At 60.9% G+C, this 26998-nt stretch carries 37 protein-coding genes and 1 tRNA gene; 23 read left to right on the top strand and 15 right to left on the bottom strand.

Annotated elements, in window-relative coordinates; genetic code table 11:
• The first annotated feature begins 5 nt into the window (after positions 1-5).
• The 8 genes from NKJ08_RS14705 (at position 6) to terL (ending at position 9633) form a co-directional block, all read left to right on the top strand.
• Positions 6-3707 carry a phage tail tip lysozyme gene (locus tag NKJ08_RS14705; RefSeq protein ID WP_352782094.1) on the top strand — a complete coding sequence of 1234 codons (3702 nt, stop codon included), beginning with the start codon at positions 6-8 and terminating at the stop codon, positions 3705-3707.
• 70 nt (positions 3708-3777) lie between these two features.
• Complete coding sequence (locus NKJ08_RS14700; protein WP_352782092.1) at positions 3778-5136, top strand: phage tail fiber domain-containing protein; 1359 nt, start codon at positions 3778-3780, stop codon at positions 5134-5136.
• The gene (locus NKJ08_RS14695; protein ID WP_352704392.1) at positions 5136-5561 is read left to right on the top strand and encodes a hypothetical protein; all 426 of its coding nucleotides are present in this window, start codon (positions 5136-5138) and stop codon (positions 5559-5561) included. Before NKJ08_RS14700 ends, NKJ08_RS14695 begins: the two co-directional genes overlap by 1 nt.
• Positions 5562-5596: 35 nt before the next feature.
• Positions 5597-5773: a hypothetical protein gene (locus NKJ08_RS14690; RefSeq protein ID WP_352704394.1), complete on the top strand. Its 177-nt coding sequence runs from the start codon at positions 5597-5599 to the stop codon at positions 5771-5773.
• The gene (locus tag NKJ08_RS14685) at positions 5770-6036 is read left to right on the top strand and encodes a DNA packaging protein (protein WP_352704396.1); all 267 of its coding nucleotides are present in this window, start codon (positions 5770-5772) and stop codon (positions 6034-6036) included. Before NKJ08_RS14690 ends, NKJ08_RS14685 begins: the two co-directional genes overlap by 4 nt.
• Positions 6037-6294 carry a hypothetical protein gene (locus tag NKJ08_RS14680; protein WP_352782090.1) on the top strand — a complete coding sequence of 86 codons (258 nt, stop codon included), beginning with the start codon at positions 6037-6039 and terminating at the stop codon, positions 6292-6294.
• 14 nt (positions 6295-6308) lie between these two features.
• Positions 6309-7793, top strand: a complete 1485-nt coding sequence (locus NKJ08_RS14675; RefSeq protein ID WP_352782088.1) for an SGNH/GDSL hydrolase family protein — start codon at positions 6309-6311, stop codon at positions 7791-7793.
• A 115-nt stretch (positions 7794-7908) separates the two neighbouring features.
• The gene (terL, locus tag NKJ08_RS14670) at positions 7909-9633 is read left to right on the top strand and encodes a phage terminase large subunit (RefSeq protein WP_352782086.1); all 1725 of its coding nucleotides are present in this window, start codon (positions 7909-7911) and stop codon (positions 9631-9633) included.
• Between the two features lie 217 nt (positions 9634-9850).
• On the opposite strand, the gene NKJ08_RS14665 is transcribed toward terL, so the two are convergent.
• Positions 9851-10042, bottom strand: a complete 192-nt coding sequence (locus tag NKJ08_RS14665; protein ID WP_352782156.1) for a DUF982 domain-containing protein — start codon at positions 10040-10042, stop codon at positions 9851-9853.
• Positions 10043-10107: 65 nt separating this feature from the next.
• Positions 10108-10350: a DUF982 domain-containing protein gene (locus NKJ08_RS14660; RefSeq protein WP_352782154.1), complete on the bottom strand. Its 243-nt coding sequence runs from the start codon at positions 10348-10350 to the stop codon at positions 10108-10110.
• Between the two features lie 1369 nt (positions 10351-11719).
• Here NKJ08_RS14660 and NKJ08_RS14655 point away from each other — a divergent pair.
• The 6 genes from NKJ08_RS14655 (at position 11720) to NKJ08_RS14630 (ending at position 14032) form a co-directional block, all read left to right on the top strand.
• Complete coding sequence (locus tag NKJ08_RS14655) at positions 11720-12538, top strand: GP88 family protein (protein WP_352782084.1); 819 nt, start codon at positions 11720-11722, stop codon at positions 12536-12538.
• A 128-nt stretch (positions 12539-12666) separates the two neighbouring features.
• Positions 12667-12942, top strand: coding sequence for a ricin-type beta-trefoil lectin domain protein (locus NKJ08_RS14650; RefSeq protein ID WP_352782082.1), 276 nt, complete (start codon positions 12667-12669; stop codon positions 12940-12942).
• Positions 12939-13139: a hypothetical protein gene (locus tag NKJ08_RS14645; protein ID WP_352782080.1), complete on the top strand. Its 201-nt coding sequence runs from the start codon at positions 12939-12941 to the stop codon at positions 13137-13139. Before NKJ08_RS14650 ends, NKJ08_RS14645 begins: the two co-directional genes overlap by 4 nt.
• A gap of 157 nt (positions 13140-13296) precedes the next feature.
• Positions 13297-13497: a hypothetical protein gene (locus NKJ08_RS14640; RefSeq protein ID WP_352782078.1), complete on the top strand. Its 201-nt coding sequence runs from the start codon at positions 13297-13299 to the stop codon at positions 13495-13497.
• Positions 13494-13817, top strand: a complete 324-nt coding sequence (locus NKJ08_RS14635) for a hypothetical protein (protein ID WP_352782076.1) — start codon at positions 13494-13496, stop codon at positions 13815-13817. Before NKJ08_RS14640 ends, NKJ08_RS14635 begins: the two co-directional genes overlap by 4 nt.
• Positions 13814-14032, top strand: coding sequence for a hypothetical protein (locus tag NKJ08_RS14630; protein WP_352782074.1), 219 nt, complete (start codon positions 13814-13816; stop codon positions 14030-14032). The genes NKJ08_RS14635 and NKJ08_RS14630 overlap by 4 nt, the downstream gene beginning before the upstream one ends.
• A 250-nt stretch (positions 14033-14282) precedes the next feature.
• Here the strand turns inward: NKJ08_RS14630 and NKJ08_RS14625 are convergent, their stop codons facing one another.
• Positions 14283-14591 (bottom strand): hypothetical protein, encoded by a 309-nt coding sequence (locus NKJ08_RS14625; RefSeq protein WP_352782072.1) that lies wholly within the window; start codon positions 14589-14591, stop codon positions 14283-14285.
• A 51-nt stretch (positions 14592-14642) separates the two neighbouring features.
• On the opposite strand from NKJ08_RS14625, the gene NKJ08_RS14620 reads away from it, so the two are divergent.
• The 9 genes from NKJ08_RS14620 (at position 14643) to NKJ08_RS14580 (ending at position 20195) form a co-directional block, all read left to right on the top strand.
• A complete protein-coding gene (locus NKJ08_RS14620) occupies positions 14643-14804 on the top strand; it encodes a hypothetical protein (protein ID WP_352782070.1) in 162 nt (53 codons plus the stop codon).
• 92 nt (positions 14805-14896) lie between these two features.
• A complete protein-coding gene (locus tag NKJ08_RS14615) occupies positions 14897-15310 on the top strand; it encodes a helix-turn-helix domain-containing protein (protein WP_352782068.1) in 414 nt (137 codons plus the stop codon).
• 92 nt (positions 15311-15402) lie between these two features.
• On the top strand, positions 15403-15810 hold the full coding sequence (locus NKJ08_RS14610; protein ID WP_352782066.1) for a helix-turn-helix domain-containing protein: 408 nt from the start codon (positions 15403-15405) through the stop codon (positions 15808-15810).
• 52 nt (positions 15811-15862) lie between these two features.
• Positions 15863-16240, top strand: coding sequence for a hypothetical protein (locus tag NKJ08_RS14605; RefSeq protein ID WP_352782064.1), 378 nt, complete (start codon positions 15863-15865; stop codon positions 16238-16240).
• A gap of 106 nt (positions 16241-16346) precedes the next feature.
• The gene (locus tag NKJ08_RS14600; protein WP_352782062.1) at positions 16347-16736 is read left to right on the top strand and encodes a MarR family winged helix-turn-helix transcriptional regulator; all 390 of its coding nucleotides are present in this window, start codon (positions 16347-16349) and stop codon (positions 16734-16736) included.
• A 2-nt stretch (positions 16737-16738) separates the two neighbouring features.
• Positions 16739-17770, top strand: coding sequence for a tyrosine-type recombinase/integrase (locus NKJ08_RS14595; protein ID WP_352782060.1), 1032 nt, complete (start codon positions 16739-16741; stop codon positions 17768-17770).
• Positions 17771-17815: 45 nt separating this feature from the next.
• A tRNA-Leu gene (locus NKJ08_RS14590) sits at positions 17816-17902 on the top strand.
• A gap of 150 nt (positions 17903-18052) precedes the next feature.
• Positions 18053-18601, top strand: coding sequence for a hypothetical protein (locus tag NKJ08_RS14585; protein WP_352782058.1), 549 nt, complete (start codon positions 18053-18055; stop codon positions 18599-18601).
• Positions 18602-18635: 34 nt separating this feature from the next.
• A complete protein-coding gene (locus NKJ08_RS14580) occupies positions 18636-20195 on the top strand; it encodes an ORC-CDC6 family AAA ATPase (protein WP_352782056.1) in 1560 nt (519 codons plus the stop codon).
• A 21-nt stretch (positions 20196-20216) separates the two neighbouring features.
• Here the strand turns inward: NKJ08_RS14580 and NKJ08_RS14575 are convergent, their stop codons facing one another.
• The 12 genes from NKJ08_RS14575 to NKJ08_RS14520 form a co-directional block, all read right to left on the bottom strand.
• The gene (locus NKJ08_RS14575) at positions 20217-20531 is read right to left on the bottom strand and encodes an RNA polymerase subunit sigma-70 (protein WP_352782054.1); all 315 of its coding nucleotides are present in this window, start codon (positions 20529-20531) and stop codon (positions 20217-20219) included.
• Positions 20532-20662: 131 nt separating this feature from the next.
• Complete coding sequence (locus NKJ08_RS14570) at positions 20663-20863, bottom strand: hypothetical protein (protein WP_352782052.1); 201 nt, start codon at positions 20861-20863, stop codon at positions 20663-20665.
• Positions 20864-21110: 247 nt separating this feature from the next.
• Entirely contained in the window at positions 21111-21299 is a 189-nt protein-coding gene (locus tag NKJ08_RS14565; RefSeq protein WP_352782050.1) for a hypothetical protein, read from the bottom strand.
• A gap of 15 nt (positions 21300-21314) precedes the next feature.
• Entirely contained in the window at positions 21315-22325 is a 1011-nt protein-coding gene (locus tag NKJ08_RS14560; protein ID WP_352782048.1) for a phage major capsid protein, read from the bottom strand.
• Positions 22326-22398: 73 nt separating this feature from the next.
• Positions 22399-22737, bottom strand: coding sequence for a hypothetical protein (locus tag NKJ08_RS14555; protein WP_352782046.1), 339 nt, complete (start codon positions 22735-22737; stop codon positions 22399-22401).
• A gap of 98 nt (positions 22738-22835) precedes the next feature.
• Positions 22836-23036 carry a hypothetical protein gene (locus NKJ08_RS14550; protein ID WP_352782044.1) on the bottom strand — a complete coding sequence of 67 codons (201 nt, stop codon included), beginning with the start codon at positions 23034-23036 and terminating at the stop codon, positions 22836-22838.
• Positions 23033-23242 carry a hypothetical protein gene (locus NKJ08_RS14545; protein WP_352782042.1) on the bottom strand — a complete coding sequence of 70 codons (210 nt, stop codon included), beginning with the start codon at positions 23240-23242 and terminating at the stop codon, positions 23033-23035. The genes NKJ08_RS14550 and NKJ08_RS14545 overlap by 4 nt, the downstream gene beginning before the upstream one ends.
• Before the next feature lie 14 nt (positions 23243-23256).
• Complete coding sequence (locus tag NKJ08_RS14540) at positions 23257-23652, bottom strand: hypothetical protein (RefSeq protein WP_352782040.1); 396 nt, start codon at positions 23650-23652, stop codon at positions 23257-23259.
• Between the two features lie 246 nt (positions 23653-23898).
• Positions 23899-25830: a DUF3631 domain-containing protein gene (locus tag NKJ08_RS14535; protein ID WP_352782038.1), complete on the bottom strand. Its 1932-nt coding sequence runs from the start codon at positions 25828-25830 to the stop codon at positions 23899-23901.
• On the bottom strand, positions 25827-26204 hold the full coding sequence (locus NKJ08_RS14530; RefSeq protein WP_352782036.1) for a hypothetical protein: 378 nt from the start codon (positions 26202-26204) through the stop codon (positions 25827-25829). Before NKJ08_RS14530 ends, NKJ08_RS14535 begins: the two co-directional genes overlap by 4 nt.
• On the bottom strand, positions 26201-26512 hold the full coding sequence (locus tag NKJ08_RS14525) for a hypothetical protein (RefSeq protein WP_352782034.1): 312 nt from the start codon (positions 26510-26512) through the stop codon (positions 26201-26203). Before NKJ08_RS14525 ends, NKJ08_RS14530 begins: the two co-directional genes overlap by 4 nt.
• A 129-nt stretch (positions 26513-26641) precedes the next feature.
• Positions 26642-26995 carry a hypothetical protein gene (locus NKJ08_RS14520; RefSeq protein ID WP_352782032.1) on the bottom strand — a complete coding sequence of 118 codons (354 nt, stop codon included), beginning with the start codon at positions 26993-26995 and terminating at the stop codon, positions 26642-26644.
• Between the last annotated feature and the right edge of the window lie 3 nt (positions 26996-26998).

Genomic DNA, 26998 nt, shown 5'->3' with positions numbered 1-26998 from the left:
GCCCCATGAGGCTGACAGAAGCTCAAGTCGTCGCTGGCCTTACCAAGCGCGGCGTACCTACCCACGTCGCCCAAGGCGTTGCGATGAACTTCCGCGACGAGAGCGGCTTTGACACGGGCATCGTTGGCGACAACGGCAACGCTATCGGGCTCGCCCAGTGGAATGGTCAGAGGAAGGCCAACCTAGAGAGCTTCGCTGCCTCTCAGGGCAAGTCTGTCGACGACGGGAACACGCAGCTCGACTTCTTCATGAAGGAGAACGCAGGCCCCGAGGCAGCAGCATGGGCGAAAGTCATGGCGGCACCCTCAGCTCAGACCGCTGCGGTCGCCTTCGTGAACCACTGGGAGCGCCCTCGGGCTGACCTCGGTGCTGCACGTGCGGCCAAGTACAACAGCGGCTCCGCTCCTGATCTCAGCTCGGCAGCCATGGAGATTCCTGAGGGTCCCGCTAAGCAGGTCCAGTTGCCCGACCCGGTCGCTCCCTCGCTATGGCAGACCACCAAGGACGCCGTGGCGACCAACGTCACCAACCCCTTCGCCGGCCGTACGGACACCAAGGAAGACCCAGGCTTCGTCCTGACACCCGACCGTATCAAGGCTGACTTTGAAGCTCGTGGCCTCCCGGTCGACGAGACCAATCAGGACTACATCAGCACCAGCCACTCCGAGGCCCACTATCAGGAGAACCTCAACGCAGCCTCAGTCAACAACGATAGGATCGTCCGATTGAGCCAAGCCGGGATGACCGGTGCTGCCCTTCAGATCACCGCTCAGATGCTCGATCCGATTGCCCTTGGCACCGACATCGTGGTGGGCTCATTGGCCCCTGAGCTGGTCCTGGCCAAGCGTGGCTACCGCATCGGGCGTGTCCTGGCGGGTGCCGTAGGTGGCGGTTTGGGTGCCCTGGCGTCGGAAGGCGTCAAGGAAGAGTTCAACCCGAACCACCAGAAGGCCGACCTCTTCTACGGAGCGGTCATGGGCATTGGCATCGGCGGCATGGCTGGCGGTCTCATGCGCAACGCGGCCACCGTATCAGAAGGTGCCATGGTCCAGCGCGCAGCGCAGCGTCAGGTCGCCTCCTACGAGGACAGCGTCTCTGGCTCGGCTCTCAACGCCGGCTCCGTCGGTGCTGCCAAGACCCCGCTCAACGACACCTTCCTCAAGGATGGCGCGTTCGAGTATCTCGACATCAAGGACATGCAGGAGACCGCCTTCGGGAAGGGCCGCGTGTCCCTCTCGGCTTACCTCCACAGCTCTGAGAATGTCGTGACGCGTGGCCTCGCTGGCCTCGTGCAGGACGGCGTGGGCAAGAAGGGTGGCGCGATCAACGCCATCGCCGCGTCTGAGGACAAGGACCGTCTGGTCACCTACTTCTCGACCAACCTCGGCCGCGTCGCTCATCCCCAGCTCAAGGCCTTCATCAAAGAGAAGGGCATCGGAGCGAAGGCAAGGCTTTCCGGCCGCGCTGAACATGACTTCGGCGTCGAGATCAACAAGTACCTGTTCGACAAGGGCAGCGACCGGGCCACCCGCTATCCCAAGTCTGTGGTCATCACGGCCAAGCGCATGCAGGAGCTTTATCACGAGACCCTCGGGCTCATGAAGAACCCCTTCGAGCGTGAGGGCATTGTTGGTAGACCGGTAGCCGGCGCTCTCGACATCAAGGCTGACGCCAACTGGTCTGGTCCCCGCTACTGGGACGAGCAGCGCCTCATCCTGGCCCACGGCGACTATGCTGATGGGACCATCGAGCGGCTCATTGAGGGTTCCATCAAGTCGGCCCAGGCTGACATTGAACCGGGCCTCGCTACCCGCCTCGCGGCTGGCTTCACCAAGGCCATCATCGGCCGCGCCCATGGCCTAGAAGCAATGGCTCACGGCAACGTGGGTCTCGAAGACATGGAAGAGCTGGTCCAGACCCTCATGAACCACGGTGGTCTCGACCGTGCTGACGCCGACGCACTGCTCGAGTCCTACAAGACACCCAAGAGCGATGTCGGCCGTGACGCAACGTTGAAGCGCCGCATGCTCCTCGACGAGACCTACAGGCTGGAAGGTGCCAACGCGCCTATGACCAAGCTGGGCACCGCCGACGAGAAGGGTCTCAGCATCATGGACCTCCTCTCGCAGGACGCCGTGGGCAACTTCAACCGCTACATCCGGCCGACCATGGGCCGCGTGTCGCTGTCCCGCTACCGCTTCAAGGACCCTGTGTCTGGCGAGCTACTGGTCAACGGCATCACCAGTGACGGCGAGTGGCGGCAGCTCATCGACAAGGCAGTCCAGAAGAACGGCGACCTCCGCAAGGCTGGCAAGATCACCCTTCAGCAGGGCGAGGCAGACATCAAGCGCCTGAACTTCGCCTACTCGTCGATCATGGGCCGTCCGGTCAATGACGTCGAGAACACCGCGTTTGGTCACTGGGGTCGTTTGATCCGCAAGTTCAACTTCGCTCGCATCATGAACCAAGTTGGCTTTGCTCAGGTCTCTGAAGTCGGAATGCCTATCGCTCACCTGGGCGTCAAGGCTTCCTTCTCCCAGATGCCGGCCTTCAGGCGCATCGTCAGCCAGGACGGCGAGACCATCCTACGGTCTGGCTTGGCTGATGACATTGAGGTCTGGTCTGGCTTCGGTGGCGAGCGTCTCACGGCAGCCGCTGAGTACCGCTTCGACGACCTGACGGGCATCCACGATGCACCCTCGGGGACCTGGAGAGACAAGGCTGAGCATGCCCTCAACGTGGCCGGAAGGTTCACTTCGGAGACCTCAGGTTTGACCACTGCCAACGTCGCCCTCAACAGGTGGACGGCAGCCTCCATCGTCCAGCGCTTCGCTGACATGGCGCATGGTGGCAAGACCTTCAGCGCCAAGCGGTTCGCCGACCTCGGTGTCGATACCGTGACCAAAGCCACGGAGGGCACATATAAGGGCCTGACGATGTCTGAGCGCATTCTCAAGTCGTTCAAGGACCCCGGCAACTTCGAGTACACGACTGGCCTTCTCACAAAGAAGAAGGTCGCCCGCGCTCACTTCGCTAAGTGGGCCGACAAGGAAGCCGCTGAAGCGTTCCGTCAGGCAGCCTACCGCCTCGGCACGACGATCATCCAGAAGAACGATATCGGCAACATGGCTATGTGGATGTCTCATCCCGCTGCCAAGCTGCTCATGCAGTTCCGATCCTTCATGGTCGGTGCCTACGAGAAGAACACCCTGAAGTCGATGCACATGCGCGACGGCACTGCCGCAAAGGCACTGGCCGCTACCATGGGCTTCGCCGGCCTGTCGTATGTCGTCCAGTCCAAGATCGCCTCAATCGGGCGCTCGGATAGGGACAAGTACCTCGACGAGCGGCTGGGCTGGGACAAGATCGGCGAGGCCGCGTTCGCAAGGGCTGGCGCGTCGTCCATCATTCCTATGCTCATTGACACCGGAGCCTACTTCACCGGGCAGAACGCACTGTTCAGCCACACCCGCACCACCGGTCAGGCAAGCAACATGATGTTCGGCAACCCTACGACGGGTGGCTTGGACGACATAGCGCAGGCCTTCCGTGGCATCGCCGGTTTGGCCGAGGATCGCGCATGGTCGCAGGAGGAAGCTCGGGCGCTCGCTCGGGTCCTTCCATTCGGCAACTCGCTGCCCGTCACCACTGCCATCAGCGGCATGGTTGGGAACCTCCCACGGTTCGCTCCACGCGACAGCAAATAGCTCCACAAACGGTCACCTAAGCAGGTCCTCAGGCTAACCCCTGGGGGCCATTTTCTATTCAAGGATCACAATGACCTCACCAATCAAGTCCTTCGTTTTCTATGATGCCGATGGCGTCACGAGGGACTTCACCTTCAGCTTCCCGTACCTCTCCAGAGACCACGTCAAAGTCTATGTCGATGGTGTCGGATATGGCGACTTCGCGTGGGTTGGGCCTTTCTCCGTCCGTACCAACACCACCCTTCCGACGCTCGCTGGTAAGATCAAGATCGCCCGCGAGACACCCGGCGACAGCCCCCTGGTCACCATTGGCGACGGCACATCTCTCCGCTCGGTGGACCTCAATCGTCAGTCCCTCCAAGCCATGTATGTGGCGCAGGAAGCGGCCGACGCAGCTCTCCTAGTGAAGTCCAGCGCTCTCGTGCCTCCAGACAGTGACGCAGGCCGCGTGGCGCTGGAGTTCCCATCAATCGAAAGCCGCAGGAACAACGCACTCGGCTTCGACGCAGACGGCCAGTTCCGCGCCTACTCCCCGGCGGACATGCCCAAGGGTGAGACCGGTGACAAGGGCGATGTAGGGGCCCCCGGACCAGTGGGTCCTCAGGGTACGCAGGGCCTTCAAGGTCCACAAGGTCCAGCCGGCGACAACTACTCCCCGGATGGCAAAGGTCTGACCGCAGGCCGCTCTGCGTTCAACGCTCAGGCCCTTGGCTTCTCCTATCTCGATATCGAAACGGGCACTCTCTACTGGAAGCTCAGCGCAACCTCAGGAGATTGGTCCGCAGGGATCGCCTTTGGTGCCGGCGCTCAGGGCATCCAAGGCATTCAAGGCCCAGTTGGTGCGCAGGGCGCGGCTGGTGCAACCGGAGCGGCTGGCACCCCAGGGATGATCTGGCGTGGCGCTTACGCAGGCCCGACCGCCTACACCCCGAAGGATGTCGTCGCCTACAACGGCGCGGCCTACATCAACATCCTGGCCTCGACTGGTAACCTCCCGACCAATGCGACCTACTGGAACCTCGTGTCATCTAAGGGTGACCAAGGTATCCAGGGTGTGCAGGGTCCCGTTGGTCCGACTGGCCCGCAGGGTCCACAAGGCACAGCCGGCACAGACGCTACAATAACCTCAGCCGCAGTCGGCTCAGCCATCGCTGGCATTGCATACGGCGCTGTTGGCTCGTCCGTGTTTGGCTACATCTACAACACCGGAATTACCGAAGGTGGGGCCTACGCCGGCTCCTCCATCCAGCCTGCTGGTCTGCAACTGAGTTCTTTCACCGCCATGACGGATGATAACGCTCCTTCGGGCGACCGTACCGTGACGAAGGGTGGGTCCGCTCTGTCTGGCACATGGCGCGCACTGGGTCGGTCTTCCTACAGCACTGGCACCAACTACGCCCGGTTCACTCAATTCGTGAGGATCGCCTAATGGAATACCGCCACCCAAAGTTCAACGCAGCAGGCTCCATCGACGTGGAGGTCAATCACCCAGTCCATGGGTGGGTGCCCTTCACTGCATCCCCGAGTGACCCTGAGGCTCTTGGCAGGCAGCTCTACGCCTCCACCAGGGCCATCGCAGCTCCGTATGCTTCGCCCCCTGAGCCGACGATTGAGGAGCGCCGCGCGGCGATGCCCTCAATCACCCCAAGGCAGCTTAGGCTGACCCTCCAGTCCATCGGGATCACCGAGGATGCCATCGAAGCTGTCCTCGTCAACGACCCTGAGGGCAAGATCGAGTGGAAGTGGGCAACCACATTCTCTCGCAAGCACCCACTCATCAACACCATGGGAGCCGTCTTCTCGATCACCCCCGAGCAGATCGACGACCTCTGGGTGTTCGCTAAGGCCATCTAATGGCTGCCCTCTCTCTCATCACAGGAACCACTACCTTGGACAACACCACAGCAGGCGTGGCGATCTCTGCTGTCGCGAGCCCTGTCTGGCTTCCCATGCTCCAGTCCGTATCTGACGGGGCCGCGATCATCGCCCCAATCCTGGGTACGATCTGGCTCGTTGTTCAGATCATCGGCCGCACCAAAGACATCCTCCACAAGGACCGCAAATGAAGACTGACAACAAGGCCCTCGCGGACCTGTTCGACGCTTTCGCTGGTGAGCTGAACAAGCTCATCACCGAGGGCAAGACAGTCATGGACAAGGAAGGCGAGATCGTTCGGCTAAGCCCCGACGCCGCCTCCTTGAACGTGATCCGACAGTTCCTCAAGGACACCAATACGACCGTCGTTCCGGGCACCAACAAGGTTCTCAACGACATCGCCGCGAGCCTCCCGTTCGACGGCTCTGAACATGACGAGCAAGCGAGACACTAAGTGAACATCACCACACAGAACACCTTCACCCCCGCTGTCCTAATCCAGTCCGGCAACATCTTTGACGTCTCGATCAGCGGCACATTCGTCGCAACAGTGACCGTCCAGCGGTCCAAGGACGCCGCTACATGGTTCGACATCGACAAGTTTACGGCTGCCGCTGAGAAGACGGGCGTGTCCGGCTCGGCTTGGTACTTCCGCGTTGGCGTGAAGACCGCAGAGTTCACGTCGGGCACCATCGTGGCTGCAATCTACTAATGGGCGTCCCTTACATGTTCTTCAGGGGCGTCCTAAGCGACGTCCTGTGGTCCTCTACCTCGGTCGCAGCTCCGTCCGAGCCACCTCCGGTCGTTGTCGATCCGACCTATCTGCCGGTCCTCTCGACAGCCCCAGCAGTCGTCTATGGAACGACGAGGCTTCTCGCCGCCTACTCAGGCCCAGCGATCCGGGTTCAGCGCGCCGTCGATGACGTTGAGCAGGACATCAGCTTCGGCTCGAAGTACTTCGACACCGCAGCCGCCACATCGTTCCGTGGTGCCAGCGCTCTTGGGCTTCGCAAGTGGTACGATCAGACGGGCAACGGCTTCCACCAAGAGCAGGCGACCAAGGTCAACCAGCCGGGCGTCTTCCCCGAGGTTCTGTACAATGGCGCGCCTTCGATCTCGTTCGACAGCTCCGCACTGGTCCAGAACCAAAGCTCGAAGTTCACGGCCTGCACCACCGGCCCGACCATCGCCAAGGAGAACTTCACCGAGTTCTACCTGCTCTCCCCGAACTTCTCGCTCAACGACAACTACTACGGCTCGTTCCCGGCAGACGCGACGACTGTGTCGTTGTTCACCACGACGGCAAACGTCGGTCTGAGGGGCAACAACACGACGCCCTTCAACGACACACGGACGGGTCCCCGAAAGGTACCGCCGCTGAACCAGTGCGTTCTCCGCTGGAGAGGTGGTCCGACAGGTAAGCAGTTCGGCGTCAACGGTTCTCTGTTCCTCGTGGGCACGGCCCCTGTGGCAGGCAACGTGACCGGCAAGGGTTTCGGCAGGTGGAATGCCACCACGCCGTCCAGCTACGACGGTGAGTTCGACATCATCGCCTACGTTGCCTATCCGGCAGCCCTGTCCGATGCCGAATGCCTGGCTGTCGAAGCTGCCCTCAAGGCCCAGTGCAACGTTGTCACCTCATCCACTGTCAAGGTCGTCTTCGACGGCGACAGCAGGACCGAGGGTTCTGGTCACTCCAAGAACCAGACGTGGACGAAGAAGCTGATCCAGTCGGTGTCAACGCCGATCTACGCGGTCAACATGGCCGTTGGTGGTCAGTACCTCAGCAACATGGTGACGAACGTCGCCGGTCGCGTGACCAACCAGTACGACGCTGCGTTCACCAAGAACATCGTCTGCATGGGTGGCCCAGGCATCAACGACATCACCAACGGTAGGACGGACGCGCAGCTCATCGCTGACTTCCAGAGCTACGCGAACGGCATCCACGCCAGCCAGCTCCTCATCGCCGCAACGATCCCTTACCGGGACACCGCGACCACGCAGCAGGAGACCTATCGGACCTCGTACAACACTTGGCTCCGCGCCAACTACGCGACGTATGCGGAGCGCCTCGTGGAACTCGACATCCCGCAGTTCGCCTACTGGTCCGCGAACTACTACATCGACATCGTCCACTTCAACGATGCCGGCCAGCAGCTTTGGGCAGACGCCTTCAAGCCTGCAATCGAGTCGCTCATAGCGGCTTAACGGACGCCTCAGGACGAGCGCTAGGTCGCTCAGCAACCACACAGCCCCCAAGCTCACAACGCTCGTCCTGAGCGCTCCCGCCGGCCTCTACGGCCCCATCCAACTACCGGAGAAGATGACCAAGAAATCCCTGACCTCCTCGACGCACCTGTCGACGGAGCGAGATCCAATTCGCGACGACTTCCGCAACTTCCTATTCCTCGTGTGGAAGCACGTCCTGCCCAATGCGGAGCCCACGAAGCTCCAGTACGACATCGCCTCATTCCTTCAGCACGGCCCGAAGCGCCTCATCATCGAAGCCTTCCGTGGCGTCGGCAAATCCTGGGTCACCTCGGCCTTTGTGTGCTGGCTCCTCTACTGCGACCCGCAGGCCAAAGTCCTCGTGATCTCGGCCTCCAAGCAGCGCTCCGACGACTTCTCGACCTTCACGCTCCGTCTGATCTTTGAGATGGAATTGCTGGCCCACCTGCGGCCAACAGGCGACGATAGGATGTCCAAGGTAGCCTTTGACGTCCATCCGGCCGCTGCCTCCCACGCCCCCTCTGTGAAATCCCTGGGCATCACGTCCCAGATCGCCGGCTCGCGCGCCAACTACATCATCGCCGACGACATCGAAGTCCCGAACAATTCAGACACCCAGCTCAAGCGCGACAAGCTAGCCGAGCAGATCAAAGAGTTCGACGCCGTGCTATCCCCCGGTGGCCGGATCATCTTCCTTGGCACCCCTCAGACCGAGCAGTCGATCTACAACAAGCTGCCCGAGCGTGGCTACGTCGTCCGCATCTGGCCAGCCAGGTATCCCGACGAGGAGCGCCGCGCCAAGTACGGCTCGAGACTTGCCCCGATCATCGGCCGAGACCTCGACCTCGACAGTGGGCGCGTGGGTGACCCAACGGACCCTCAGCGGTTCAATGACGTCGACCTAAGCGAACGTGAGCTGTCCTATGGGCGCTCAGGCTTCTCCCTGCAGTTCATGCTCGACACCAGCCTGTCGGACGAGGACAAGTTCCCGCTGAAGCTGAACGACCTCATCGTCATGGGGTTGAACCCGAAGAAGGCCCCCAGGTCCGTTGTGTGGGGCTCAGGTCCTGAACAGGTCCACGAGAAGCTCCCCAACGTGGGGCTGCCCGGTGACCGCTACAACCGCCCCATCTTCATCGAGAAGGACTACCTCGACTACGAAGGCTCAGCCATGTTCGTCGATCCCTCGGGGCGCGGCAAGGACGAGACCGCCTGGGCCGTCGTCAAGATGCTCCACGGCACCCTCTACCTGACAGCCATGGGAGCTGTGCGCTCGGCCGGCTACGGCGATGACACCCTGACCAAGATACTGACCACGGCCCGCGACCAGGGCGTCAACATCATCAAGGTCGAGCCCAACTTCGGTGACGGCATGTTCGCCCAGCTCCTCAGGGCAAAATCCGCGGTGTTCTACCCGGTCCTGATTGAGGATGCCGAATGGTCGAAGACCCAGAAGGAAGCCCGGATCATCGACACCCTTGAGCCGATCATGAACCAGCACAGGCTGGTGGTCTGCGAGACGGTGATCGAGAAGGACTACGCCAGCACGGAGAACCTCCCGGCTGACGAGGTCAACAAGACCCGGCTGTTCTACCAGATGACCAGGATCACCAGAGCCCGTGGTGCCCTAGCGCATGACGACAGGCTCGATGCCCTGGCCGGCTGTGTGGCCTACTGGCTGGAATGCATGTCTCGGAACACGACCGTGGCTGCTGACCAGCGTAAGGCTGAGCTGCTCGATGCAGAGCTGGCTAGGTTCATGGAGAATGCTCTGGGAGGGTCTGCTGTGTCTGGTCCCAACTGGATGGGGCAACGGTGAGGCTCGGCTAAAGCCTCGCTGTACCCCCTCAGATACCCTCAGATTGAATAGGGACACCACTAGCACTACCCCAAAGGTTCTCCCCCTTAAGGTGACCCTTAAGTGGCACCTGAGAGGGACCTTTAAGGGGACCCTTCAGTGCCACCTGATAGCCACCTGAGCCTGCCTTGGAGTTCTCCCCAGGGTGGGCTTAGGGGGCAGAGGGACCCAGGAGACCCTAGACATCAGGAAGGAACATCTTCTCCTCCTTGGCAGCAGCCAGGAATGCCTTACGGGCCTCCTCAGGGGGAACCTCATCGGCCAGTGCGGCCACACATACGCGCACCGCTAGATTCCACCTCGGGCCACGCTTGGTCCACTTGAGGAGATGCTCGGATGCACCCTCGACGTGAGTGATCCCGTACCTCATGCCGGGCCGATCACCCCTTACGCAGACCGGAGGGTAGAACCAATGGAGGGCCGCCATGAGACGTCCTAATCAGGAAAGAGCATACCCTCCTCCTCGGCAGCCTGCTCGAACGCGTGACGGGCCTGCTTTGGGGACAGCTTACCGCTGATAGCATCCACACAGACGTGCACTGCCTCTTGCCACCTAGGGCCACGCTTGGTCCACAAGACGAGTTCCTCAGCCGCAGAATGAACGTGGTGGACCCCGTAGCGGAAGCCTTTCTGTTCCGTCTTGACGTACACAGGGGGTGAGAACCAAAGGATAGCCATAGGGACCCTAATTGAGGTCGGGTAGTTGGTCAGTTTGGTAAAGGCTTCCGGGATTTCCGTCCAGCCCAAAGACCAGCCGCCGCTCCAAACACCGAATAGCAAAATGTCATTCCAACGACGCGCAGCGCTGCCTCCTTTGACCCGACGTGAAAATCCTCAGCTTGGAGCATTGACCAACCGAGGACCCAGCCTGCGACCCATCCGCAGGTCAGGGCCAAAGCGAACGCAACAGTCCCCCAAATCCATCCACGAAATCGGCGCATGATAAACCAACTGATCATGCCCGAGACGATAGCCGCTACGACATAGGCGACAAGCATTTCCATACCCCTTTGAAGCCACATCGCTGGGATAGCAGATTTCTAGGGGCACCGGAATGTTTGGAACAAAAGTCCGAGCGACCGATCAGATATACGGCAGCGCGCGATCCCCCCGTGCCCCCCTCTTGTGCCCTGTGGTGTGCCTTAGGTCGACCAATTGTCACACGCTTTGGCACATAGCATAGGATTATCCAATGAAATCAATGGTGTTCAAGGGATATAACATCTCATGATTAGCACGTAGGGCGGGACAGATAGGCATGTAGTCCTAACGTGAGGATTGTTCACATCCTTCCCTGCAAATCTATGTGTTTTGCTGTTATGGTATTACATGACGCATGAGCGATAGACCGGGCTCCTATGCATCACAACCATCAGCACAACCTAAGGCCACCTCTACAACCCATGAGGTGCAGCATGCAGGGGCTCGATCTGGCCCGTATATAGCACGAGCGCGGGCAGGCATGGTTTCCACGTAAGCCAAGCGCATGCCGTGGCATTGGTGATCGGCAAGGCACATCGGCAACGCACATCGGCAAGTGAAGCGCGCCGGGCTTGCAAGCCTAATTCAGCCCTAAAGCGGCACGATTTAGGCCACATCGGGCAATCTGTCCGTTTTCCCTAAACTTTGTTTATCAATGATTTCAGCAACTTAGCCTATAAACAGGCCCATAATCCATCTTTTTTCGTGTTTATGTGATTATCCCTATTGCGGGATCATATCAGTTATGAGACAAAGAGACACCGGAGCGGATGGCGCTTCGGCCGGGGCCAAGGGCCAGAGAGATCGCCGACACTGCCCACCAAGGGCTTACCTGAGGTTTGTCGCCTCGGACGCCGGGAAAGACCGGGGTTTACCGAATGGCACCTAAGACCATGAGGGATTGCATCTAGGCCTGTAAATGCTGGCCCGTGCGCTGAATAGTCCTTGAATTGGACACAGCCGAAGCAATCGGAAAGCATATAGCGGCCACCACGTTAGGCCAGCAACAAACACCTAAGGGGAACGCAAGTTTCCCTAATGGTGTTTCTTGGCTTGTCCTAAGGACATGCTTGGAAACATCTTAAGGACCAATCAAATGAAGCCTTTCCACAGTGCAACGGTTCGATCCGGTGGCAACGCCAAGACTATCAAGGGCGATAAAGCTGGCGAGTTTGTAACTGCCATTATGTACTTGGCACCGGCCCGCATGGCTGGCGGCGCTAATCTCTGCAGCATGGCCACGCTGGCCGGCTGTGATCCAAGCCATGGCGGCGGCTGTCTGGTCAAGGCCGGCCGCGCTTCCTACACGCCAAACATCAATCTGGCGCGCATTGCTAAGACGCAACGATACCTTGCCAGCCGCGAAGCCTTCCTAGCTGAATTGGTGCGGGATATCGGTCGCTTTGCCCGCAAGGCTGCCAAGCATGGTCTTAAGCCGGCCGTGCGCCTTAATGGCACGTCGGACATCCTTTGGGAAACCGCGCATCCTTGCTACCGCGACGGCCAGCGCTTCGCGTCCATATTTGAGGCGTTCCCTGAGGTGCAATTCTACGATTACACCAAGGTCTACAAGCGAGCCTATAAGTCGCTGCCGGCGAACTACTCGCTGACCCTTTCCTATTCTGAGGCGTCACCACGCTATCAGGACGCGGTCATTGCTGCGGCGAAAGACACTGGCACAAACATCGCTGTGGTCTACCGCACCAAGGCGCTGCGCGACATCCTGACAGGCGATCACCTCGAAGGCCAGACACGCATGATGAACCGGCCCGTCATCGACGGCGACGAAACCGACATGCGCTTCACGGACGCCAAAGGGGTCATCGTCGGCCTCTACGCCAAGGGTCCGGCTAAGCGCGATAGCTCCGGCTTTGTTATCGGCTAATCGTCCCTAAATCGGGACTGTCCTCTAATCGCCACGAAAGGCACCGCTATGGAAATCGCAATCGCTGCCGCCCTCTGGTCTCTCATCGCCGGCTTTTGTGCCGCCGCGTTCATCGCTGAGGTGCGGTCATGAGCAAGGGACACTTCTGCCTCGCCGTCTACGGCTTCAAGCAATGCAGCCCTGTCCACCTCGAACCCTACACCAAGGCCGACGCTGAGCGCGCCAAGCGCTGGCAGGGCATAGGGCCAGGTGGACAGGGCACCTACCACGTTGTCACAGCGCATCCGACCGAGCGTGGCACGTTCGTCTCAGTCGAGACCGGCGCGCATTTCCCGGCCAGCCGTATGGGCTGGACCGACGAGGCTTGGAACAACTTCCTCAACCGCACATGGGGTCAATCATGAACCGCCACCTATTCCACAAGGGTGGTCGCTCGGTCGCAGTCGGCGACGAGGTCACGTCATTCCGCGACGAGAAGTACATCGTGACGGGCTGGGAGAAGACCGGCCGCAACAGGGTCTACGTCAAGGCCGTGGGCGACAAATACGAGGCCGAGTTCTTCGTCAGCGTGTTCGATCTCTCGTGGGATCAGCCGGCATGAAGAACTGGCGCAACGGGGCGCAAGACGTCGCCCCACCACTCTCTCACCGCGACCTAAGGCCTTGCTACACGGTCCTGAGGTTTGGCCGGCAAGCCACCATCATCGGGCCGGACACGCTGGTCCACGTCACCCAGGCCATGGAAGAGGGCCGAGGCAAATGATCACCAAGCCCAACACCCCAACCATGGACGCGGTGGAGCTTTACCAGTTGCTCACCCGCGCCGCCGCGCTCGCCTCCGTGTCGACTGACACAGTCCTTCGGGAGGTCTTCGAGTGGATCAAGGCTCCAACCTTCGGGGCTGAAGACTTCGAGCGGAAGGCACTCCTCCACCTCATCAACGGGAACATCGGCACATGATCGTCTACAACGTCGCCCGCGCTTGGTTCACCATGAAGGCCGACGCCGAGGCGCACCGCAAGTCCCTCGGGCAGCCACCCAGCGGCACCGCAACCATCCGCATCGACAGCCGCGAGGAACTGGCCGGCCTGCTCAACGGGCTCATGGGGCTCGGCGAGATCGAGGTCATGCAGGCCAACACGGTCGTCGCCGGTCCCGCTCTGGTGCCCACCGAAGTCGTCAAGCGCGCCCAGATCACCAACACGCCACCTGACTGCGTCCCGCTGTTCCTCATCAAGGACTGGGAGCGCCGCAACAAGCGGAAGGCAGAAGACGAATGAGCAAATACGTTTGCCTGAAGCTCGACGCCCACACCGAGCGCGGGAATAAGTGGGCGCTCAAGGTCGAACACGGCGACGGCGGGTCATGCCTCCTCGGCTTCCATCGGACACGCAAGGCCTGCGTCACGGTCGCCCGGCTGCTTGCCGGCTGGAGTGGCAAGGTCGTGGTCCGCGACAAGCCCGTCAGGGTCACCGCGTGGAGGATCGACGCGTGATGCTGTTCAACGGGCGAGATACCGCAGGCCTGAGCCTATGAGTATCCCGACTAGAGCCCAGGCTGCCGCGCCAACCCAGACCGGGTGAGTTAGCCAAAAGCTGAAACTTAGTTCTCTGGCTTCAACGAAGTAGCCAACGAGCACCAACAGAGCCGCCCCGATGAGGGACGCAATCACAAAGTCGACAACGGCTGATTTCTGCATAGCCACGCACTGAACGTCAAAAACGAGAATTTCGCAAGGCCGATCCTCAAGCGTCCAACTCCAGCGGCTCGTGGCCCTTTGCGGCCATCTTCCGGGCCAGCACTGCCACCCCTTTTGTGAACCAGATTTCCTCGACTTCCCTCGCGGCCTCGCGCGGGGTGTCCTCGAACCCTGCGTGGCTGAAGCCTGTGTGCCCGATCATGGCATTCATCGTCCAATACCAGCGGCGACCCTGCGGCCCACCAGCCATTTTGTAGATGCGGCCTACTCCCTGCTCCTCGGCGAAGCCCGAGAAGTCGTCGGGATGGTCATCCCACGTCCGCCTCCACCTCAACTTCAACTCGATCTCGCTCATGCCAGGGCAAATAGGGCCTCGGCGTGAACGGAGCAAGAACAGGAGATCACCATGCACACCATCAACGAGCAGTTCTTCAACGAGGGCAAGGCCCTATCCTTCCTCCGTGGCTACCTTGACGAGTATCGGCCGGCCACCTACGGCACCAAGCTGACCAAGCGGCGCACCCGCTGCGGCCAGTATTGGGAAGTCGTCGGCTCCCGCTTCAACTGATAGTGGCACATTCCTTGCGTCTGGTCGGCTGCCCGGTTCGGGTGGTCTGCCGGCGTCCAAATATTCAGCAACTCTCAAAAGGCAACAGCACAATGTTCAAGCTCAAGAATGAATTTTTCAAAGGCCAGCGCATCCGCATCATCGAGCCGATGTGGGCCGACCATACCGATGGCTTCGCCACTGGCAGCACCGTGACCATCGCCGATCCAGACCTTAACGGGATGGTTGAAGCGGCCAGCTCCACGGGCACCACCGCCTATCTCTACCCTGACGAGTTCGAGGTGATCGACGCCAAGGAGCCGACCGCACCCATGACAAAGTCCGTCCTCGCTCTCCTGCGCCGCAAGGGTGCCATCACGTCGCTCGAAGCCCAGGGTGTGCTGCGGTGTCGCCAGTTGCCGGCCCGCGTCCTCGAACTGAAGCGCCTCGGGCACAAGATCATCACCGAGCTAAAGCTGGACCACACCGGCCAGAAGTACGCCCGGTATCACCTGCAGGTGGCATAGTAGGATAGGCGCGAGACCCTACGAAGGTAACCTCGCGCCTCCTAAATCCGTGCATTACGTCCTTCTAAAGGACCAGTGCAGGGATCACGCCAATGCCAAACATACCAGCCAAGGAAAGATTGAAGCGGGTGGCCGTTATCGAGTTGGTTCTCGGCGTAGCCGCAGAATTTGACAAGCTCGGTGATGGCCGCAACTTGCATCTCGTCCTGATGGCGATCCGCCTCGGGAACTACCAGAAACGACCAATGGATGTGACAGCCCTCGCTGCGGCAACGGGCCTGCCCCGAACCACTGTGATCCGTCACATTCGTGAGCTGGTGGAGTTGGATAGGATCAAGGTGGTGATTTCCGGTCGGCGAGCTATCCCAATCCTGATTGGCGACGACCGACCACTTGTCAAGGGCTTCTACACGAGGCTGGAACAGCTCATCATTCAAGCATCTTCTAACCTGTCCAAAGTGGACAGTTCACGCGTAGACACAAATGTTAACGAACGGTAATGAGCCGGCATGCGCCCCGCCGTGGTCGCTCGCACCCTCAGGAAAGAGTAGAATGATTACCTCAGCGCAGGCATTACAGTTAATTCACCATCTCAAAGAGATCGCGGAGGCCCTTAGCGTGATGTCCGGGGGCTTTATCAGCGCCCCTCCCGCGACGGCCACTGTGCCCACTTCACCTTGGGACAGCCCGAACGTTCCGGCCGGCTACGACACCGTGCTTGGCCATCTAAACAAGACCCACCCGGAAATCATCAGCCTGATGGACGAGCCAGTCTCGGGAACCCAGCGCGATGGCTACTGGTGTACGCATCAGGCGTCCAGGCGTCAGCTTGGCGTTGTCAAGGTCGACGCGCCGCCGTCGATGGTTGAGATGGGGATAGCCACCGTCAACGCCTATCCAATCGAGCTGCTCACCGAGCGCTTCGGCTAATCTCAAATATACAGCGGCGGGATGTTCGAGGGACCGTCCCGCTGTTGCAACTGATGCGGCGAAGAGTTAATCTCCAATTTGTAACTATCACTTGAGGAGGATCGCCATGAACGTTACATCTATGAAGTCCGACAACAAGACCGCTCGCCGCCTGCTCTCCTTCATTGAGGAGTTCCGTAAGCTGAGCCCTAATATCCAAGCAGGCCAGATCGCTGTGTTCCTCCATATTATGGGGGAGCCGGGCATCTCGATGAAGGACATCGAGCGCCGCACTGGCCTGTCGTCCACCGCCGTCAGCCGCAACGTGCTGGCCCTAAGCGAATGGTTCAAGCATCCTCGGCCCGCAGTGGGGGACCATCCGGCAGTCCCAGGCGAGCCCGGCCATGATCTGGTCGAGACCGTCGAGGACCCTGCTGACCGCCGCAACAAGATCGTCAGGCCCAAGCCGAAGGGCGTCCGCGTCTACAACACTCTCATCCAACTCCTAGGGAGCTGATCATGGCGGTCTATCCGCGAGGCAATGGGTTTCAAGCCAAGTTCATGCTGGCCGGCGTGGACCACCGTGAGCAGTTCTCCACCGAGGCCGAGGCCGAGAAGTGGGAGTTCGACACTCGGGCTGCAGCGAAGGCTGGAAAGCCCGCACCGGGCGCACCCTCGGCCGTCTCTAGCGGCAAGGATGTGTCCACCATGGGCGCGGTCATGAAGCTGGCCCGCAAGCGCCACTGGGACGCCCTTGAGGGCTCCAGCCGCACGGCCATGAACGCTGACCTGTTCGTCAACTGGGTGGGGACCAATGCGGTTCCCGCCCAGGCGCTGAGCGGCGACAAGATCAACGAGTTCGTCGACTATCTGATGGACGAGCGCGCCGTGGCCAACGGCACCATCAACCGCTACCTCTCGGCGATCTCCGTCCTGATCAAACAGGCCGGCGTCTTCAAGCCCGAGCTGCCGTGGCGCAAGGGCAAGAAGTCTCGCACCCGGTTCTTCACCGAGGATGAGGTCGCTCTGGTCATCCAGACGCTCAGCCTGTGGGGTCGCCACCGAGAGCGGGACCTGTTCATCTTCCTCGTCGACACCGGAGCCCGGCCATATTCGGAAGGAACCAACTTCCGCTGGACGGACCTGCGCGACCGGATCGTCACCTTCGACGAGACCAAGAACGATGTCACCCGGTCCATCCCGCTCACCACGCGTGCCTTCGAGGCCGTCGAGCGGCAGCGCCAGTACAACGATGAGGGACCATGGCGCGACATATCGCAGTGGTCGATCATCGAGTTGTGGCGTCAGGTTCGGGAGCATATCCCGGGCCTGTCAGACACCGTGGTCTACACCGCCCGGCACACATGCTGCTCATGGCAGGTGATCCGTGGCATCGACATCGCACGCGTCAAGATGTGGATGGGTCACAAGTCGCTGACCACCACCCTCGGGTACGCCCACCTCGCACCTAAGCACCTCCTCGACAACCTCAAGGCCCTGGAGGGTGGAGCCGCGCCGCAGCTCATGCTAATCAACGGCTCCAGCGTGTGACAAACGGCGTGACAATCGTGTGCCAATTCGTCACCGCGTGACAAAGCGGGCGTGGCGAAACTGGTAAACGCAAAGGACTTAAAATCCTTCGCCTTCAATGGCTTACGGGTTCGAGCCCCGTCGCCCGCACCACCACTCTTAGGGGACTTAAAATCCCTCGATCTCTGATCGTACGGGTTCGATTCCCGTCGTCCGCACCACATTGAAATCATTGATTAAAATGGCTTTTGGCGGCGAGCACTCTGGTGCGCCAGAAATGCTCTAGGGTACACGTGGGGGTACATGCCCCCGCTTTCCGTTGCCCTGCCGATCTGGCATCCTTGCCGCATGTCACCGCAGACTCGCCTCCGCGCCGTCACCGTCCCGAACCCGAATTTTGCACGCGCCCATGCCGCCGACGCCTCGAACCCGCCAACGGTCGCGGCTGTCGTCAACATCCGCGAAAGCGCGGTGACGACATTGGCGGCGCGCGGCCAATTGGATGCCTCCCAAGTCGCGGCGGCTGATCGCTTCCGGCGGCACTACGAGGCGCTCGGCGGACGAGGCGTCAAGGCGATCGATCCCGGCCGCTTCCAAGTCGATGGCGGCAAGCCACGGGACCACTTCACCGACGCGCAGATGAACGCCGGCCGGGAGCTTGCGAAATGCCGGGCGCTGCTCGGAGTGCGCGGATACCGGCTTGTGTCTTTGGTGGCCGGCGAAGGCAGATCGCTCTGTGAGATTGCGGCCGGAAAGCGCGAGCGGCTGACGGCGGCGGATATGTTGCGCTGGTTTTTGGACGATCTGGCGGCAATGTGGCATCTTGCATCGCGGCGAGTCGAAGGCCGCTAGTCATACGGGGTTGGCGATCAACCGGGGTTGGGGCATGAACGACAAGATTACACGAATACATACTGCATTTCTGGGTTTCGCAAAGCGTGCCGAAAAGGTCTCTTCCGATATCCTCAGTCACACCTTTGTCGACACAGAGCCATTGACCACTATTTTAGGAACCCGCAACAATCAAATCCTGTATGGACGGAGGGGGACTGGAAAGACCCATGCGTTGTTATACTTGGCAGAGTTGGTAAGAGGCCAAGGCGAAAGCGCGATTTATTTAGATTTGCGCTCGATTGGCTCTGACGGATCAATCTACAATGACCTGTCAAGGTCGCTGGCTGAGAGAAGTGTCCGGCTCGTTCTCGATGTATTGAAAGCTATCGGGAACGAACTCTATGGGATTGCCGTGGAGCGCATCGCAAGCTCCGATTATCCCGACCAACTGACCCTTAGACTAGATGATCTCGAGTCGTCATTTAGCGAAGTGCGGATTGTTGGCGACACCACTGCCGAGGAAAAGCAAACGTCAACCTCAAGCGCGTCTAAATCTTTCGGGGGATCACTCGTCGGCGCTCTTTCAACAGTCACCGGGACCATTTCAGCGTCGTCAAACGTGAGCGCAGGAGAGGAACGTCAGACGGGAAGGACAACATCCGGGCGTGAACAATTCTCGCTGCATTTCGGTAGGGTGCAGAGCGCCTTGAGAAGCCTGCTTGAAGTGCTCGGCAATCCAAGGATTTGGGTGCTAATCGATGAGTGGAGCGAAATTCCTGTCGACCTTCAGCCCCTTCTAGCCGACCTCTTGAGAAGGACATTGCTTCCTATCGACAATTTCATCGTAAAGATTGCTGCCATCGAGCACCGATCTTCTTTCTTCCTACCAAAAGGTCGCGGGGAATATGTCGGCTTTGAATTGGGCGCAGACATATCGACCGATCTAAATCTCGACGACTTCCTTGTCTTCGACAATGATCAGGGCAAGTCAGTAGACTTCTTTAAAAGGCTGCTTTTCAGACACCTAAAGGCCTCAGAGGCCGGGCCGGAATTCTCATCCCCGGAGGAGATGGTGCAAATTGCGTTCACGCAGGCGCCTGCCTTTGACGAGCTTGTGCGAGCTGCCGAAGGTGTTCCGCGCGACGCTCTGAACTTGGCAGCCAAGGTGGCGACAAAGTCGTTCGGCAAGGCGGTTTCGATAACAGATGTCCGCGCCGCCGCTCGCGACTGGTATCAACAAGATAAGGCTGCTTCCGTCCAAGCCAGTACACAATTGTATAAAGCTCTCGAATACATCATCGGCGAAGTCATTGGTAATCGAAGAGCGCGCGCTTTCCTGCTGAAAGCAAACACGAGAAATGAAGTTATAGATCGATTATTCGACTATCGTGTGGTCCATCTTCTGAAGAAGAACATTTCTTCACGCGACGACCCCGGCCAGCGATACGATGCTTTCAAGATCGACTACGGCTGTTACGTTGAGCTGATCAACACACAAAAGGCGACAGAAGGTTTATTTGCACTTGACGATGGCGGCCACACTGACGTGCCACTGGATGACTATCGATCAATTCGAAGGGCAATTCTCAATGTGGAGGAGCTACCCAGCTAGCTCTTTCATAGGGCAGCAGCCTCAGTCAGACACCGACGGCATATATCGGGACCAACCAAAGCGGCATCGGAGCGCGAACATGATCGCCTTCAGTGCTGTGCCATCATTGCCGCCGGCAATGCGCAGAAGGTCGCCGACAAGCTTGGCTTCGACCCGCGCGGCGCCCCGGCGTAGCTCAGGCCGATAGTGCCGATAGAGCGTCGATCGCGGGATTTCGAGCTCCTCGCAGATTTGCGCGATCGGGACGGCGGAACCGGCCAGCACCTCCACCGCCAAACGCCTGGCCTTGGTCGGTTCGTGCGGCGGTCGGCCGCGTTTGACTGGCTGTGTCGTCATTTTTCCATCTACGGTTTCCCAAAAATGCCCGGAAAAACCCTCGGCCGATTTTTTGGCGGCAGAAAAAAATTCCGCGCGTTAGGGCCGCGCAGGCCCGCCGGGGCGGCGGCATTGAGGCTTGACCCTCCCCCCTATGCCTGTTGCATCCAGTGCATCCAGCCGACTTCGAGCCAATCGGTCACAAGGAACGCGGCCGGCGTGATCGCCAATGGCAGCGTTGTCGACGCGCAGAACGTCTGGTCCTCGTCCGCGGTGTGGCCGTAGAAGAACACCGTGCGGTTGTCCTCGCAAAGCACCGCTTCGACCGCAACGATATCGGCGACCGTCGTCATATTTGCCTCCCTGCCGCCTTCACGCGCTTGGTAGGCTTTGCGCCTTTCGCGCTGAGTTGCCACGCATCCAGCGCTTTGCCCGGCTGTTCGCCTTCGGCTGTGTCGCGCAACGCAACCCACATGCCACCTGCGAAGGTGGTGACCATTCCTTTGCGGTAGGCCTGCGCGCGCTGATAGCTGCCGAGATATTTGATGCCGCCGGCTTCGAGTTCGACGACGCGAGCCTGAAGGTCTTTGACCTGTTTGATCAGCCATCCCGCATTACCACGACGAGGTCGGCGATCAGCAGGTGCACGAGGCGCCGGCTGGCCGGCTGCGCGAGCTGCTCAGCAGTGAGATCGCCTGCCATAGCTTTGGCGAGCGCGTCAATCCGTGGCTGGGAGGCCTTGAGAGCGGCGAGGATATCGGGATCGATATCATCCAAACGATCGGTCATGACGGCGCGCCTCCCTTAGTAGGCTGCACCAGTGATCAGCGCGACGCTGCCCGGTCGCGCAACCTGCCAGTTCACTGCGCGCTCGGTAAGGATCGCGGCGCTGTTCGCCTGGAAAAGCGAAGCCATCTCAGTGCCGACGCCAGTCGTGGCGTCTTGCACAAGAGCCGCATCGAGCATTTCGATACTTGCTTGCCGACTGGTGCGAATCTCGGCCTCGGCTTCGCCGAGCGCGATTCCGGCAGCGTCGGCCAAGACGATCGTGCCGGCCGGGGCCGAGCGGCTGGCGAGCACGGGAACGCCGAGCAACTCGCCGCCGCGTGCCCCGACGTTCGGCCGATCTGCGCTTGACAGCGAAGCACCAAGGGCGGGGCTCATGATGAAATAGGCGGTATCAAGATCGCCGGCAAAGGCGGCGGCCAGCGCCTTGAGGTCAGCGCCGGCGTCAGCAGTGGCAGCGATCGGAACGACGCCGTTGGTGATCGAGGCGGGAGAAACGTCAGCCACCCCGGCGTTCGCCGGATCGAGAAAGGCAACGTCGATCGTTTCGACGATCGACCGAGCCATGTCACGGCGAATTGCCATCTCAGAGTCGAGGTCGGGCGATTGCAGTAGCTCATGAGTGACAACGCTCAGACTGGCCACCTTGAGCGCCGCGAGTGTGTCAGCGGCATAGACCGCCTTGGACACTGGCTTCGGCATGCCTTCTCCGACCCAATACGCGGAAGAGCCGGAGACGGTGTTCAACAACCGGACGCGCAACGGCACTCTGCGAATCCCAGCCATGCGACCGACGACGGTCTGCTGAGCGACGAGGGCGAAAAATTCGGTCGTAGCAGCGGCAAACTCGTCGCCAACGTCCCCATAAGTGGCGGCTCCGATTGCCCGTAAGATGACTTCGGGCTGACTTCCTTGGCCCCACCGGCGCACTGCGGCGCTGCGTGCCGCCATGGCGTCATCTTCGGCCAATGCTTTTGCGATCGCGACACGGACGAATTGGAGGCCTCGCGGATTGATGTTGACGGTCATGGCGGTGGTCCTGATTCAGCTGCTGTATGCTGCCAGCGACCGTGACAATCGCGACAGTGCGTTTCGGTACGGGTCAGCAGGTTTTTTCGCGCTCGCAATCGAGGTAAGCGGCCAGATCGATAAGCCGGTAGCTGACGCGGCCGCCGATCTTCGCGAACGGAATCGGCTGATCGGCAAGACGCCGGTTGCGCAAGGTGAGCCTCGATCGGCAAAGCAATCGCGCCGCGTCAGCCTCGGTCACGGTCTCGTTAAACAGCAGCGGAATCGCGAGATCGGCACATGCCTGGCGCAATTGAGCGAGGGTGTTCTGTTCTGCCTCACCGGCCAGCGCCGCCCGCAGCACAAGCAACTGGTCGAGATGCCGGCGCGTGGCCTCGATCAACTGGTCGGCGATGGCGAGCAGATCAGCCATCGATGCCTATTTCCCTCCGCAATGCAGTAGGTAGACAACTCCTCCCGCGTGGCAAACGGAGCCGGCACGGACTAGGTGTCGGCTCCGTCCCCAACACGTCAAGTAGCCTCCCTTGCGGCAGCCGCCAGAACCGGCCTGTCGATCAGTTCGACGACGGCCACAAAGGCGGTCGTCCAGCCCTGCGGAGCTTGAGAACCGGCAAGCAGTTCGCCGGCCTGCGTTGGATCGGCGACAGTCTCTGCTGCGTTCTTGCGGACGTCGCCCGGTCCGCGCCATGTGACGGTAACTCTGTAGCTCATTTTGGTTTCTCCTCTTTTGTGCATGCTGCTCGCCACTTCTGCAGCAGTCCGCCGAGCGGTTCGGCGGTCACGTAGATCACCGGACCGCGCCAGTCAGGACTGCCGAACCATGCCGGCAGCTCGCCGAGATCGGCCAGCACACCCTTGCGGCTGACCACGTGCTGCCGCTGGCCACCCGGCATCCAGCCGTGGTATCTGGCAGTCACTTGCCACGGTCCCGCTAGAAAGGGATGGCGTCATCCGGCAGAGCACTGCTGCCACCATCGGCTGCCGGCGGCCTCGGCGGTGATGCGGGCTCGGCCTTCGGCGGCTCCTTCGGGGGCATCTCAACGCGGATGGCATCGACCATCCTTCCTTGGAAATTGACCTTGGTGGGATAGAGCACGATCTCATGACCCGGCCACTCGTCCGTCTCGTCCGAGATGGCCGCAGCCAGATAGGCACCGTTGGTCTTGTTGCACACCAACGCCTTCTGCTTGCCGCGGAAATACAGGAGGATGTGGTCCTCGCCGCCGATCGGCTCGGTGCCGACCGAAGCGATCACGACATGGTGTCTCTTGCCCGCCAAGTCGTCGGCCTTGAGGTAGTTGGATGCAAAATGTTCGCTGATCTTCATGGTCACTTTACTCCTTGGTTGCGGACCGAAACCGGCCGTCCGCGTCGCCGTTTTCTGAAAGGCGGCTCTCTCCCCCCTTTCAAAGTGTCCAAGTGTCACAAACCCTTGCGGGACAAGGGATTGCGCTGTTTTGCGAAGCGTCACAGAAGCGTCTCGTCGTGACGCTTTGAAAATCCCACAAACCCTTGCGCGATAAGGCTTTGTGACACTTGGACACTTTGAAAGGGGGGTGGAGGCGGCTTCTCATCATAAATACCTCCCGAAGGCTTCTTCGAAGTGCTCTCTCTTGAACCCACGCGCCTGATCGCGGTCATTACCGGGGCCGCCGAAATCCAACCGCTGGGCATGGATGCCGAACCGCCGCAGCAGCCGTCCCAGAGCGTGCTCGCTCATCGGCTTGCCGTGCCGCCACTCGCCCCAGTCACGGTCCGGTCGCTCATGCAGTGCGGCGAGCAGCACACTTGTTTTGATCCTGTCGTGCATGCCGACGATCTCGCGGATATCACCGAGCAGCGTGACAGCCGTGTCCTCTTCGTCCGGCTCGATATTGGAGAGCGCGAGCGCCGCCCTTTCGGCCTTCTGCTTCCAGCCGGTGGAGACGTTCTCGGCAATGGCGATCAATGGCCGCCAATTGTCAGCGGTGCGGTCATCCAGCGCAGCGGGCAGTTCCGGGTCCGCGTCGATCAGCGCTTCGCGGTTATCCGCTGCCCAGCGCGCCGCCCTGGCCGCGCAGGTCCGCAGATCGCCCGCGTGCCGCTCGCGCAGCCGCGCCTTTGCGGTGCCTTTCCGCTTCCTCTGAAGGCGAACGGCAATCGACCTATCGGTAAGCGTCGGCGGCAGATGGCCGATGCCGGCAATGGCAACGGCGCCATAGACGGGGAATTTCGCGACCGTGTGCTCGTCGCCGGTTGTGCGTAGCACGCATCCGCCCGGCCGGTGTCCGGCGTTCAGGATACCGCGCAGATCGTCACGGTCGGCATGGTCGCGTCCGGACAGGAAGCTGTCGGCCTCGTCGATCAGAATTGTCGGCTGCGCCAGCGCGATCAGCCGGAACAGCGCCGCAACGGAGGTGTTCTCCATTGTCTGCGGCTTCGGGACGAGCAGCTTGATGACGTTCAGGAGCACGGTCTTGCCGCAGCGCTTGACCGGCGAGGTCAGATGCAGGCGCGGACTGTGCTCGGCGACATCGGTGAGGTGGGTGTGCATCACCCAGAACGCGACTGCGGTTGCCTCGTGCTCTGTCAGATCGACATAGGTCAGGATGGCCCTGGTCATCTCGTCCAGCAGCGCGGCTCCATCAACCGCTTCCGCCGCTGGCTCGGTCTCGGCATAGAGCGGTGCCTCGCCGCCGCTGGCCGGCTTGCTTCCGTCCTTGCCCCGCTCCCGTTCCTGCCGCCGCTTGCGCCAGGCGCTGTCGATCGTGTTCTCGGTTTCCAGCCGATCCAGTCCAGCCTCGAGCGCCGCCTCGGTGAGCCTGGTCCTGAGTTCTTCGTCCTTGAGGCGGGCGGCAAAGGCGTGCGGGATCAGATTGTAGGCGGCCAGGCTGAGGGTGTCGTTGCGCTTGCCGGCCGGCGCGTTCACGATCTGCTCGCAGGCCGCGTCCAGCAGGGACTGATACTTGTCGCGGTTGAGCCGAGCCATGATCTCAGGCGGCAGCCGGGGCGCGTCCGGGAGCCGGTACCCGTTCAGCCAGTCATAGGAAGGCCGTTTCGGATCGAACCGGGTCGGCGGCAGGACACAGCAGCCGTTGCTGCCTTTCACGTCGATGCCGGCACCGAGGACGCTGGTGCCGCTCTTGACGGTGCGGCCCGGCGGCAGGCGGAAGAGATAGTTGTGACCGTTGGATTGCGTGACGACGCACGGCACGTGGTCGAAATTCAGGCCGTGTTTCTTCTTGAGGTCGCGCAGGCTCTTGAAGCCGTCCACGCCGTGGCCTTCGGCGCTATCGACATCGATCAGCACGAGGCCGGACCGCTCGCCGGTCAGCGCGGCAATGCCGGCGTGCGGGAACTGCTCGCCGAACCAGTGCCGTATCTGGTCGGGATCGGTCGAGGCCAGTTTCGGCCAGTCCTTGATGCAGGGTGTTTTCTTTCCGGTTTTCGGATTCCAGCTGATGGGGAGCAGCGGAAAGCCGGCAGCGGCATAGTCGAGGGCAGCGGCGAGGACATCCCGGCTCATGGTGCATATCCAAAGCGACGGCAGAGGTCGGCCAGCCAGGCGGCCTGTTTCTCGGTCGGCTGGCCGCGCCAGTCCTGCATGGTGGCGAGGAAGTCGAGGTCTTTCGGACGCAGGCGGCGCCAATGCCGCTCGATCAGCCACCCGGCGGCATCCCGGTGATCTTCGTAGAGATCGCCCCCGGCGTCATCAGAGCCGGACCTGCGCTCCGCCTTCTCGGCTCCGCTGTCAGTCAGCTTGCCGGCCAACCAGTGCCAATCGCGGCCGGACGTCGCGAGCACGCGGTTGATCGCCCGTGCAGCCGCCACCACCTCGCCGTCATGCTCGCCGCTAAGCATGAGCAGGCATTGGCGCAGTTTGGCGAGATCGCCGGTCATCCGCCGTCCTCCGCCAGCTCGCGGAGCTTGCGCCAGGCGTAGCCCGCCTCTCCTCGGATGAGGCTAGCCAGATCCTCGATATCGTCGATCAGATCGGCGACATCGGGCGGCAGTTTCTGGTGCCACTCGTAGCCGGCCCCACCCAAGGCGACCGTCGTCTCCTCGCGCAGCCTGTCGGCAAGGTTGACGATCTTCACAGCCACCTCCTTGACGGCGAGCAGATCGGAGCCGACGGCGTCGAGCTCGTCGGCGACATCCTCGGGCAGCACTTGCGGCTGGGCGGTGGATTTCGAAGTATCGGGTTCCATGAAAGTATTCCTTTCATTGGAGCCGACACGCCTGGTTGACGCGGGAAAGCGGAGAGACCATATTTCGGGTGGTTCCACCCCGAAAACACGTCCCTTCGAAGCCGCCGCGTCCCCCGTCGCGACGGCTTCTCAGGTTTCAGTGGCAGACAGCCGATTGGGCGCCTGGGTGTATCGATCGGATGCTGGGATTGGTTCCGGGCTTCGTCGATCGACGAGCGTGTCGGCGAGCCACATGCAAAACAGACTTCTCGGATACAGAACGATTTTGCCGCTGGGCTTCAAGAAGCTGGGTTCTTCGCCTCTGACGCGTCGCTGTTTCACCGAAGCCGGATCGATGTTCAGGATTGCCGCGACATCCTCCTGAAGCAGGTTATCTGGCAGTTCAGAATCGGCGGCAAGTGCGAGATACAAAGCGCGGCCAGTATGTCCCTGGCTCGTCCAGAACGCGCTGCGAGCACCGAAAAGCACGGCAGTGGGGGTCATTTG

This window comes from Mesorhizobium sp. M0244 (assembly GCF_040321795.1).
Classification (GTDB): domain Bacteria; phylum Pseudomonadota; class Alphaproteobacteria; order Rhizobiales; family Rhizobiaceae; genus Mesorhizobium.
This window is presented reverse-complemented; position numbering and strand designations above follow the sequence as displayed.